We start from the raw sequence: 11,645 nt of genomic DNA, 5'->3' as shown, positions 1-11,645 counted from the left end.
TCTGGTGATGTTCACCTCGGGCGTTCTCGGAGGTGGGCGCTATTTGACGCTTACGTATAAACTCAGTTTTTGGGAGCTGTGGCCCTTGGTGGATGTTTCTGCCCGGGGTATTTAACACTGATTTAGGGAACCCTGCTCCATCTTGCTGGCGGTAAGAAGAGGGAAAGAGAGAGTTCTGTCGTAGTTGGGTAGGGTATGACTTTCCGGGTGGGGGTGAAAGGGTAGACCCCCTGGTGTGGGCTTCGCTGGCCGATTCCCCAGGGGGTCCGCGCCACAACACCACGGCTAGGGTACTACCTCTGGCGAATACCGTCAAGCGGTATCTGCGTGAATGGGGCTGCCGTAGTCCGCGGGTGCTCGCGAATTGCCCCAACTGCGGCCGGCGGATGTGGCAACATGGCTCCTTTCACCGCTGGGTGGCGACACGCACGCAAAGGTTCTGGCTTCCCATTTACCGTCTACGGTGCCCGGACTGCCGCCTCACCGTGAGCCTGCTTCCTCCCTTTCTACGGCCCCACGCCCAGTTCCTGACCTGTGTCCGCGAAGCAGCCATACGCCTGCACCTGGGGCGGGGTCTACCGCTTACCCAGGTGGCCCAGATGGTGGCGGCCCCCGGGGGTGGGCTGCGTGACGGCGCGGACGGTGACGCGGTGGGTGCACCGCGCGCAGGAAGTGGCCCGCGAGGTGAGTGCGGCCGTTGCCGCCCGGTTACTGGAGTTGTCTCCGGGCCGGGACCTCTCCTGGTACGCAGCCGGGCTGCGAGCCAAGCTGGGGCCGTTGAGGACGCTGCTCGGGCTCCTTGATCTGTACCGGCAGGTGTCGATGGCCCTGGGGGCGAGTGCAGCGGCCTTCTCCGCTGGTCTGTTTGGCCTTGTGAACGTGCGCCTGCTGCCTGCCGGGACCGGCCAGTACCTGTGAGCCACACCGGGGCCGGTGGCCGTTCTGGTAACCGGAGCGGGTAACCTGGCCTCTTCCGCGCTGCCCCTGCGCCCGGTTCAACCCATCAACTGGAAGGCGGTCGCTTGAAGGGGCTTTTGCCCCGGTTTCCTGGCCCCTTGCGTGCCTTCTCCTCCACAAAACATGTCTGCGCCACTGGGCGCTGCGCCGTGGTAGAACGGTGCCAGCGCCCGCGATGAAGGAGGAAGATGCACGCATGGACGAAAGACAGGCCCTGGAAATCGCCCTCTTCCGCTACGGGGTGATCGCGCCACTTCTGACCCGGGAGATCGGCCGGGGGGAGCAGGCGCGCCTGCTCCGCGAAGCCGCCTCCCGGCGCTACGAGATCCCGTACAGCCAAAAGACCACCATCGGTATGCGCACCCTGGAACGGTGGCTGGGTGCCTAGCGGGAGCGGGGCCTGGATGACCTCAAGCCCGACCCCAGGGCGGACGTGGGTCCTGCCAGGAAAGTGCCTTCGGAACTACTCGGGAAGGCGGTACTGCTCAAGCGCGAGGTCCCCGAGCGCAGCGTGCGGCAGGTCATCAGCATCCTGGAACTGGCCGGGGAGGCGCCGCCCGGGCTGCTCAAACGCTCAACCCTGGGCAGGCACCTGGCCCGGGAGGTACCCCGCCACGCCGCCCGCAAACCGGTGAGCTTCCGCCGCTTCGAGGCGCCTCACCGCAACGCCATCTGGCAGGGTGACTGCCAGCACACCCTGTACCTGCCCGACCCCGGCGACGCGAGGAAGAAGCGCCAGGCCTACCTCATCGCCTTTCTGGACGACTACTCCCGCCTCGTCACGGGCGCGGAGTTCTACTTCGAGGAGAACCGCCCCTGACCATGATAGCCTTCTGCTTTCTGGTGGCAGAGGCCTGCTCCACCAAAAACGTCTGGGTGTGGGAGGGAATCCCAATCGTGGACGATACCCCGAGTGCGTGAAGAGATGCAGCGGCTGCTGGCAACGGGGACTGGCCGGTGTGCGGTGTGCGGTCATAAACTAAGATGGCAGTATGCTCCAACTTAACGGAGTAGTACTAGTTCCCACCGTCTCACCGCCCCGGGACCTGCTACGGTCCGAACGGATCTTCTTCAGCCACCTTAGGCTTCGTAGCCAGCCCAGGCCTCGAAGAGCAGGTGCGCGCAATCGGCAATGACTCGATCGGCCGCGATGGGATCGGCCACTTTCTTGGTGAACACGGCCAGCGCTACCGTGGCCCGCGCGCCGAAGATGATTCCTGCGTCGTTGCGCACCGGTCCCAGGGTCCCGGTTTTATTGGCAACCTTGACCCGCAACGGGAGCAACAGGGGGATGCGCTGCCTTAGTTGCTGCCTCTTCATAATGTCCAGCGCCTGTTCGCACACCCAGGGGCTGACATAGCGTCTTTCTGCAAGCATGGTGAGGAGGGACGCGAAACCCCGCGGGGTGGCCACGTTGTTGTCGGATCCCTCGCTGAGAGCCGGGCTGTCCGGTGGCAACTCGGCGGCCTCCAGGCGCTGGCGGGCCAGTTCCAGTTCCTCCGCGCTGGGATTGTCGGATACGATCCCGGCGGCTCTGGCAAGGATCTGTGTGCAGTTGAGGACCACGTTAACCTCCTCTATACCGTGAACTCTGAGCGTTCGGTTAACGTTGTCAAGTCCCACCACGTTCGCCAGCATGTCTGTAGCCCAGTTGTCACTGAGGATGATCATCAGCACTGCCAAATCACGCACCGTCGGTTGCAGGCCGGGATCCAGCTCCTTCAGCACGCCAGAGCCGAAGACCCTGGCCTCCGGTGAGAGGCTGAACCTCGCCCCTAGGTCGACGCTACCGAGTTCTGCTAGGCGAAGCAGTTCCAGGAGAAGCGGTACCTTGAAGGTGCTCGCCAGCGGGAAAACCAGGCCGGAGTTGATGTGGACTTCCTCTCCCGTGCCCAGGTTGCGGGCAGCAAGCCCGACTATCCCGGAGATGGAGGTAACCACCGAGCGCAGTTGCGAGGTCAGTTCCCTTGTCAATCCTGCTCTGCCCCCTTCGATATGCCAACGTTTCCTACGAAGCAACTCGAACGGCTACCGCATGCCCCGGTCGTCCGGGCTGGGGGTCGGTCCGCCTGGCCTAGCGGACAGTCTTACTGTTTGAGGCGCGGATCGAGCGCATCACGGAGGCCGTCCCCCAGCAAATTGAAGCCCAGGATCACGAGGGTGATAGCCAGCCCCGGGAAAGTGGCGACCCACCACGCACGCAGGATCCAGTGGCGACCCTGGCTGAGCATGAGGCCCCATTCGGGGAACGGGGGCTGCGCCCCCAGACCGAGGAAGCTCAAGCCTGCAGCCCACAGAATGGCGCTGGCGATACCGAACGTCACCAGCACAATAATCGGTGCGAACACATTGGGCAGCACGTGGCGATACAGGACCACGGGGGTTGGCAATCCGAGGCTCCTGGCCGCTTCCACATACTGGTTCTCCTTGACGGAAAGGACACATCCCCGCACCACCCTGACGTAATCCGGGATGCCGAATATGCCCACTGCGATCATGGCGTTGTAAAGGCCCGGGCCCAGCATGGCCACAATGGCGATGGCCAGAAGCATGCCGGGGAATGCCAGCATCACGTCCACGAGTCTCATGATGAGGCTGTCGAGGGAAGGGATAAACCCCGCCACGAGACCCAGTACGGTTCCGAAAACACACGAAATGCCCACAGAGATCAGGCCCACGGTGAGGGATACACGCGCTCCGAACATGACCCGTGACAGAATATCACGTCCCAGTTCGTCCGTGCCCATGAGGTGCCGCGGGTTCGGCGGTTGCAGCCTGACCGCGGCGTTGGGCTCGAGGGGATCGTGGGGTGCTATCCAGGGGGCTGCCAGTGCCATCAGTAGAAAGCATGCTACGATGACACTGCCCAGGACGGCACCCCGGTTCCTCCGCAGTCGTCTCAGGAAGCGAGTGTAATTCCGCATGTCACCCGTACCTTATGCGCGGGTCGAGATATGCGTAGAACAAGTCCACCGCCATGTTGACCAGCACGAACATTAGGGCCACCAGCAAGACCATGCCCTGTACCACGGGGATGTCGCGCATGAAAATGGCCTGCACGCCCAGACGGCCCACGCCAGGCCACGCGAACACCGTCTCTACGATGAACGCTCCACCCAGGAGGGCGCCGAATTGGAGCCCGGCCAGTGTGGTAACTGGGATCAGGGCATTCCGGAGCGCGTGCCGGTAGATGACAACCCGCTCGGTAAGCCCTTTGGACCGGGCCGTACGGATGTAATCCTCCCGTATCACCTCCAGGAGGGTCGAGCGAGTCATCCGGGCAAGGATGGCGGCGCTCCGGGCTCCCAGGGTGACGGCGGGAAGGACGAGGCTCTTGATCCACTCCAGCGTAAAGACGGGGGTTGAGCGACCGAAGATGGGGAACCAGGGAACCTCAACGGCGAACAGGAGCTGCAGGATAATGCCCAGCCAAAAACTCGGCATGGAGACCCAGACGATGGCCAGAACCATGGAGCCGCTGTCCGCAGGGCTGTTCTGGCGTATGGCGGCGATTGTCCCGATCCCCACGCCCAGGGTGATGGCTATCGCAGTCGATAGGGCGGTCAATTCCACTGTGGCCGGGAACCTGCTTCCTATCTCTTCCATCACGGGGCGGTTGGTGCGGATGGAGTCACCCAGATCACCGTGTAAGATGTTTATGAGATAATGTCCGAACTGCACGTGCAGGGGTTGGTCGAGACCAAGCTTGGCCTTGAGCAGCGCTATGGCCTCGGGAGTCGCCTGATCGCCCAACATGAGCTGCACCGGGTCGCCGGGCGTCAGGTGGATCATTAGGAAAGTCAGCAAAGACACCCCAAGCAGAACGGGTACGACCAGGAGCAGTCGACGTGCGATATACCGCCTCAATCCGGCATCTCCTCTGCCGTCGGTCACAGGTGATCTGCGGGGAAGGGAGGTCATCCCTTCCCCGCCTCCGGCTTACTTTATCTCCTTGTACGCGTCATGCAGCAACCAGCCGCCGTGCACTGGATGGACCTTGAACCCCTTGACCTCCTTCCGGACGCCGGTCACGGCCTTGGGCACATACAGCGGCACCCACACTCCGTCCTGCATGATTGTTATCTGGACTTCCCTGTAAACCTCCGTCCGCTGGTCGGGGTTCACGGTAGTGCGTCCCCGCTCGAGCAACTCGTCCACCTTCGGGTTTACGTAATGGCAGCGGTTGGTGGTGGGGAGACGCGACGAATGGAAGAAGTAAAATAGTATGTCGGGGTCCCGGTAGCCGTATAGAATCAGGATGGCGTCGTGCTCGCCTTTTGGCGTCGAGGCGAGGAGCGTAGCGCGTTCCACGGTCTTGAGCCGCGCATCTACCCCGACCTTGCGAAGCTGAGATACCACCACCTCGCCGACCCGCACCCAGTCAGGCTCCGGATAGGTCATGATGTCCAGCGTAAGGCGCTTGCCGTCCTTGACGACAAAACCCTCGGAGTCCACCTTGTCCCATCCCGCCTGGGCGAGCAGCGGCTTGACCTTGTCGGGGGCGTACTGGGGCGCGTAGTCTTTGATGCCTTCCCAGTACCCCGACATGGCCGGGACCAGGGGGCCCCATGCCGGTACAGCCATCCCCTCGAGGGCCTGGGTTATGATTTCCTCCCGGTTGATGGCGTGGGCAATCGCCTGGCGCACTGGCGCCTCCGTCCACGGGTACTTCTTGAAGTTGAATCCCAGGTAAGTTAGCTGCTCCGTTAACGTCTCGTGCAGGGTAACATCGGGGTTCCCACGTAGCCTTGGCACTGCGGTGGTCGGTACGTCTGTTATGTCGATGTCGCCCTTCTCCAGGGCCAGGACGCGCGTGTTCTCGTCCGGAATGATCTTCATGACCACTTTCTCGAAGTACGCCGGTCCTCGGTTCTCGTAATACGGTGCTGGCCACCGGTAGTCCTCATTGCGCTTGTAACTCAGGTGGTCGCCGGGGACCCATTCTTCCACTATGAAGGGTCCGGTGCTGACTGGAGAGCGGTTGAAGTTGTCGCCCAGCGTCCTTACCGCCTCAGGCGACATGATCCCTAGGTATGCGGAGTCCATGACGTAAAAGAACGGAGCAAAGGGCTCCTTGTACACCATCTTCACCGTGTACTCGTCCGCTGCCACCACTTGTTCCAGGGGACCGATCTGCCCGGCGAAGGGGGCCGCCATGGCAGGGTCCTTGAGGCGGTCGTATGTGAACTTCACCGCTTCGGCGTTCAGTCGCTTGCCGTCGTGGAACTTGACGTCTTTCCTCAGTTTGATGGTTATCTCTTTTCCGTCGGGCGAGACATTCCACGACTCGGCGAGTTGGGGCACGTACTTGCGATCTAGGTCCAGAGTCAGCAAGGGGTCATAGATAAGGCTGTGTACGATGTCAGCCCAGGAAGTGCGGTGGACGTCGAGCGCAACAGGGTCCTGGGGAATGGCAATCGTGAGGGCGCCGCCTCTCCCGGGCTTGGCCTCTCGGGGCTTCTGCGCACACCCGGGGAGGATACACGTCCCGGCTAGAACCCCTGCGACCAACAGGGCCACCGCTTTGAGCTTGAGCCGCCCCATGTAGTTACCCTCCCTTCCCTTTTCCTTTCATGAGCTTAACTACCCGATACAGTTGCCTGCGCCACCACCGCTGTCGCTCGACATCTCCCACTCTCCGATAGACGCCCAAGCTCGCTCGTGCAACGCTGCTGTCGGGCTGGTCTGCTAATACGCCCACGATGGGCCTGAAACTACAATCGCCCGTTCATCATCGGATTCACCTCCCACACGCTTGTTCCAGGCAATTCCTTCATGACACCTTATAGGTTTCCACCTACGTAGAGACCTTCCCGCACCAGGCGCTCGATTTTCATCGGCCGAAAGGTGATCAATTCCCAACTTCGCCGGCGTCCTCCCCTCCGACCGGAAATCCCGATCACACACGGCCGAGCCTAGGGAAACGAAGGCCGCGATCAGCGGCTTGTTCATCCCTGCCCTGTGGGCAAGCCGGGAGAGGGGAGCCAAACCCTGGGGCAGGTCGTCCGTAATGTATCGGTCGCGCACGGAACTGGGCCCCTTGATCTGGGCGGTCACACCAAGGGTGTAAAAGGGGACCTGCAAAGCCATCGCCATGATGTTCCCGGTGCTGCTGAAGTCACGATCCTCGTACCCAAGCACCTCCGTCCTGTACGCACCCGCAACCCTATTCACTTCGTCGAACACCCGGTGGATGACCCGGGCCACGGCCGCAGCGCTCAGGGGCCGCCCGCCCGTCATCGCACGCACGGGGTCGCCGGGCATCAGGTGTACCGTGCTGAAGACCAGCACAGCCACCCCCACCCACACGGGGGTGAACTGCAACACCCTGCGCACCACGTAACTGCCCACGGGACATCCGCCCCCTCGAGGACTTACGGTCACTCGGCCGTAGAACTTCCCTATCACGGGAGGGATTTCGCCAGCGGGCGCAGAATTCCTGCACGAGCAAGGAGCATCATGCTCTGGGTCGCGTTGCCGGGGAGGTGCGGCTTCGGCGGTGGTCACCGGAGTGGTGGGCCCCCACGACATGGTAGAAAGAACCTGCCTGATGGCGGGTGACTTCCCGGAACTCGCGCTGGTCCCCCTCCCCTACGACGAGGAAACTGAGGCGCTGTCGGTACTGGAATCTCACCTCGACGAGATCGACATCGTCTTCTTCACGGGGAACTGGCCCTATCACTACGTGACCGAGCGGAGGGGGTTCCCCCTACCCAAACCCACTGTATATGTGAGCTCCCACGCGGGGTCATCCCTGCACAAGACCCTGGCGCAGATGGCCCACCGGGGTGTCGACATAGGGCGCATAAGCGTAGATACCCTCTCTCGCTCCGAGATCCGGGAGGCGTACGGCGAGATCGGCCTGGATCCAGGCGGCGTGCATCCCTTCGAGATCACCCGTGCCGTCCCACGCCGCGAACTGGTGGATTTCCACCTGCGCTTGTGGCAGCGCGGGGAGACCCGGGCCGCGGTGACGTTCCTCCGCACGGCCTTCGCAGCCCTCGAGGAGGCGGGCGTACCCGTCTTCCGCTGCACGCCCAGCACCCACGCCATCAGAGAGGCCCTGCTGAGGGCAGTGCTGGAAGCCCGCGCCCTGCGGGCAAAAGCAGCGCAAATCGCCGTGGGTCTGTGCCGTCTGGCCGACGCCGCGAACCCGGTGGCGACCGTAGCACCTGGCCGAGGGGCCGCCGGTCGTGGCACCGGGGGAGATGGCCGGGCAACCACGCGGGGCATGGCAGCTGGGGCCGCCTCTGGCAGCGAGTTGAGCCAGGCCCGGCTCAAACTCCTGCAGATCTTGTTTGACCTTGCCGGTGACCTGGCAGCTTCCGTCTTCCCGGTGCAGGGCCACGAGTTCGTCCTGTTCACCACACGCGGCGCCTTGGAGCAGGCCACGGCCTCATTCCGTTCCCTGCCCATACTCGAAGTCATCCGGGAAACCCTTGCCACCCCGGTAAGCTTCGGCTTCGGGGTGGGTAGCACAGCTCAGACTTCCCATCGCTGCGCCACCGTCGCACTCGACCTGGCCATCCGGCATGGGGGCGACTGTGCCTTCGTTTGCTTTGACGATGGGGCGCAGGTCGGCCCCCTGGGCCGACCCGACTGCCTGGAGTATTCGCGGCGGGCCGAACCGGCCGTAATCGACGTCGCCAATCGAGCCGGCCTGAGCAGCACCACCGTCAATCGGTTGCGTGCGGTGTTGCAGCGGACCCGCAGCGATGTCGTTACCGCCCGGGGACTAGCTGCAGAACTGGGCATCACGCCCCGCAACGCCCGGCGCATCCTCCAACACCTGGCGCAGGCCGGACTGGCAACCGTCGTGCAGGTCGAACAACCACCCCGGGGCCGGCCCAGCCTGGTCTACCGCCTGGACATAGGCGGCCGGCTCTCCCTCCGCCACTCTCCCCCGCCCGGCTAGCCCCTTTGTCATACCGCACGCCGTGGCTCCAGCACCGCCCGCAGGCCGGCTGCGCAGTGCGCTCAGGGCTGGCGGAAGCCGACCGGCGGCTGCGAAGCCCGCTCCAGGGCTACGGCGGGATGCCCCAGAGCCCGCGTGGCCCGCTCAGCTAGTAAGACTCAGGACACCGCCAGTACGATGGCGGCCGTCATGACCACCACTAAAGTTCTCTCACCGTCGCCCACCTGCGGACTGCTACCAAAGATCTCGTTCGCTTCCCGCGTGGCCTATAAGTGGGAGAAGAAGGTTCCCGTGGGGTTCGCGCACAGAAGTTGGTCTCGGGGTCAAACTGACCCTGGCAGCAAGAGTCATGCCATGGCCAAGGCGATGGCGCCGCAGTTCGGCATCAACGAGAAGACAGTGCGGTGCTCCTCGCACAGCCCGTACAGCGCGGAGGTGCGCAGCCGGCTCTCGGTGAAGTCGAATGGACATTTGCGACATCTTCTGGCGCACGGCCCTTCTCGTGTCGCTTCGGTACATCCGAGAACTTGTGCGCCAGTCTTGTCCAGCGCAGCGATATAGTCCCTAACCTCCCGGCTCGACCCGATCCTCTCGCCGATCTCCAGCCCGTACAGCCCGGAGGTGGGGAAGCACCGCTCCGTGAACTTGAATGCTGCGGACGTAGCATCTTTTGATACGCGCCTTTCTGGTGCTGGCGGGCAAGATCCACTTGCGTACCAACCTTGTCGAGCAGCGTAATGTGGTTTCGCACCTATAATATGCAATACCACCACGGCGAAGCACCCCCAAACCTGCCCCGCGGGAGGCGCTGTGCGCGCTGACCAGGCGACACGGGGCTGCCTTCGGCCACGTTGATAGTTGATAGAGGTACAATCGCCCTGGGCTAGCTCTTCGGGGGAGCAGGCGTCCTCGGCCATATCGTCACTTGCTTGGCTAGGGTGAGCGTGAATGTTTCGGATTGCGTCCCCGGTCCGAATGGCGCGGGCAAGACCACCACCATCATGATGCTCACCACCCTCATCCGGCCTACGTCGGGGCGGGCGATGGTGTGCGGTCGCGACGTGGCGGCCTCACCCCACCGGGTGAGGCAGCAGCTGGGATACGTGTCCCAGGACGTGGCGGTGGATGAGAGCCTGACCGGGCGGGAGAACCTTTACCTGCAGGGCAGGCTGTACCACCTGGCACCGGCGGTCTTGCGGGAGCGCATCGCCGACGTGCTGGCCACCGTCGAGCTGGAGGAGCATGCCCACCGGCCGGTGGCCACCTACTCCGGTGGGATGCGCAAGCGGCTCGATATCGCCGCCGGTCTCATCCACCGGCCGCGGCTGCTTTTCCTGGACGAACCCACCCTGGGTCTGGACATCCAGACCCGCAGCCGCATCTGGGAATACATCTGGCGGATGAGAGACGAGCACGGAGTGACCGTGTTCCTCACCACCCACTACATGGAGGAGGCCGACCGCTTGTGCGACCGGGTAGCGATCATCGACCATGGCCGCATCGTGGCCCTGGACACGCCGGCGGCGCTCAAGCGTTCCCTGGGCGGGGACCTCATCACCATCCACCTGGCGGGGGTGGCGGCTGCTCCTGACCTGGCGGCGGCCGCTCCCGACCTGGCGGCGGGCATAGGGGGTCTGCCCCTGGTGGAGTCGGTGCAGCCCGGGGCGGACGGTACTTTCCAGCTGGTGGTGCGGGAAGGGGAACGGGCCACCCCGGTGCTGCTGGACTTCCTGTCTTCGCGGGGGGTACGGGTCGACTCGGTGGCGCTGAAGCGCCCGACGCTGGATGACGTCTTCCTCCGCTATACCGGGCGCCAGCTGCGCGAGGAAGAGGGGGCGGCCGGTTACCACCGCATGATGAGAGCCGTGAGGAGGGTGCGGCGATGACGGACACGGGGCTTGCGTACGGAAAGACCTCCGGGGGCGTGACAGAGGCATACGGGGAGGGAAAGGGCATGGTAATCGGCAGTACCTTGCCGGGGGATACCTGGTGGATATGCTGGCGGGAGCTGAAGCGCCTGTGGGGGCAGAAGATCCGCATCTTCATGACCCTGATCCAGCCCCTCATCTGGCTGGCCCTGATGGGCAACATGTTCCAGCGCATAGCGGCCATTCCGGGATTCCCCGCCCGCTCTTACCTGGACTACATGGCCCCGGGGATCGTCACCATGGTCACCCTGTTCGGAGGCATTTTCGGGGGCATGGGAATCGTCTGGGACCGGCGCCTGGGCTACCTGCAGAAGCTGCTGGCCGCCCCCATCTCCCGCACCGCCGTGGTCACGGGCAAGATGCTGGCCATCGCCGTGCAGACCGCATTCCAGGCCCTGGTGATATTTGCCCTGGCCCTGGCCATGGGAGTCCGCTTCGCCGCCGGAGTGGCGGGGGTGCCCATGCTCCTCCTGCTGGCCGTGCTCCTCAGCCAGGTGTTCGCCGGGATCTCGCTCTGCCTGGGGGCGGTGCTCACCAGCCACGAGGCCCTCATGGCAGTGGTGAACTTCCTGACCATGCCCCTCATGTTCACCTCCAACGCCATGATGCCCCTGGACATGATGCCCTCGTGGCTGGCGAGGCTGGCGGTGCTGAATCCCCTCAGCTATGCCATCAACCCCATGCGCACCCTGTTCCTCAGCGGCTGGGACTGGGCTGGTCTGGCGCGGGGCCTGGTGGTCCTGGCCCTGAGCGGTCTCCTCATGACGGTGGCAGCCTCGTCCCTGTTCCGCCGCAGCATGGCCTGACCTGTCCGCCGCCCGCGCCGGTGACGCTCGGGTATTATT

General features: G+C 63.8%; 11 protein-coding genes. 6 read left to right on the top strand and 5 right to left on the bottom strand.

Annotated elements, in window-relative coordinates:
• The first annotated feature begins 627 nt into the window (after nucleotides 1-627).
• The 3 genes from QME70_11350 (at nucleotide 628) to QME70_11340 (ending at nucleotide 1,777) form a co-directional block, all read left to right on the top strand.
• Nucleotides 628-918, top strand: a complete 291-nt coding sequence (locus QME70_11350; GenBank protein MDI6895171.1) for a hypothetical protein — start codon at nucleotides 628-630, stop codon at nucleotides 916-918.
• A gap of 235 nt (nucleotides 919-1,153) precedes the next feature.
• Entirely contained in the window at nucleotides 1,154-1,345 is a 192-nt protein-coding gene (locus tag QME70_11345; GenBank protein MDI6895170.1) for a hypothetical protein, read from the top strand.
• Nucleotides 1,346-1,408: 63 nt separating this feature from the next.
• On the top strand, nucleotides 1,409-1,777 hold the full coding sequence (locus QME70_11340) for a hypothetical protein (GenBank protein MDI6895169.1): 369 nt from the start codon (nucleotides 1,409-1,411) through the stop codon (nucleotides 1,775-1,777).
• Between the two features lie 260 nt (nucleotides 1,778-2,037).
• On the opposite strand, the gene QME70_11335 is transcribed toward QME70_11340, so the two are convergent.
• The 5 genes from QME70_11335 to QME70_11315 form a co-directional block, all read right to left on the bottom strand.
• On the bottom strand, nucleotides 2,038-2,931 hold the full coding sequence (locus QME70_11335; protein MDI6895168.1) for a class A beta-lactamase-related serine hydrolase: 894 nt from the start codon (nucleotides 2,929-2,931) through the stop codon (nucleotides 2,038-2,040).
• 113 nt (nucleotides 2,932-3,044) lie between these two features.
• Entirely contained in the window at nucleotides 3,045-3,881 is an 837-nt protein-coding gene (locus tag QME70_11330; protein ID MDI6895167.1) for an ABC transporter permease, read from the bottom strand.
• A gap of 1 nt (nucleotide 3,882) precedes the next feature.
• Complete coding sequence (locus QME70_11325; protein MDI6895166.1) at nucleotides 3,883-4,824, bottom strand: ABC transporter permease; 942 nt, start codon at nucleotides 4,822-4,824, stop codon at nucleotides 3,883-3,885.
• Nucleotides 4,825-4,896: 72 nt separating this feature from the next.
• Complete coding sequence (locus tag QME70_11320; protein ID MDI6895165.1) at nucleotides 4,897-6,501, bottom strand: ABC transporter substrate-binding protein; 1,605 nt, start codon at nucleotides 6,499-6,501, stop codon at nucleotides 4,897-4,899.
• Nucleotides 6,502-6,645: 144 nt separating this feature from the next.
• Nucleotides 6,646-7,308 carry an NAD/NADP octopine/nopaline dehydrogenase family protein gene (locus tag QME70_11315; protein ID MDI6895164.1) on the bottom strand — a complete coding sequence of 221 codons (663 nt, stop codon included), beginning with the start codon at nucleotides 7,306-7,308 and terminating at the stop codon, nucleotides 6,646-6,648.
• Between the two features lie 148 nt (nucleotides 7,309-7,456).
• Here QME70_11315 and QME70_11310 point away from each other — a divergent pair, with 148 nt between their 5' ends.
• From QME70_11310 to QME70_11300, 3 genes are all read left to right on the top strand, one after another.
• On the top strand, nucleotides 7,457-8,872 hold the full coding sequence (locus QME70_11310) for a hypothetical protein (protein MDI6895163.1): 1,416 nt from the start codon (nucleotides 7,457-7,459) through the stop codon (nucleotides 8,870-8,872).
• Nucleotides 8,873-9,816: 944 nt separating this feature from the next.
• On the top strand, nucleotides 9,817-10,758 hold the full coding sequence (locus QME70_11305) for an ATP-binding cassette domain-containing protein (protein ID MDI6895162.1): 942 nt from the start codon (nucleotides 9,817-9,819) through the stop codon (nucleotides 10,756-10,758).
• Nucleotides 10,755-11,606 (top strand): ABC transporter permease, encoded by an 852-nt coding sequence (locus tag QME70_11300; GenBank protein ID MDI6895161.1) that lies wholly within the window; start codon nucleotides 10,755-10,757, stop codon nucleotides 11,604-11,606. Before QME70_11305 ends, QME70_11300 begins: the two co-directional genes overlap by 4 nt.
• The last annotated feature ends 39 nt before the right edge of the window (nucleotides 11,607-11,645 follow it).

This window comes from Bacillota bacterium, assembly GCA_030019365.1.
Taxonomy (GTDB): Bacteria; Bacillota; Sulfobacillia; order JACIYH01; family JACIYH01; genus JACIYH01.
The sequence above is the reverse complement of the archived record's forward strand: the minus strand, read 5'-3'. Positions and strand labels throughout refer to the sequence as shown.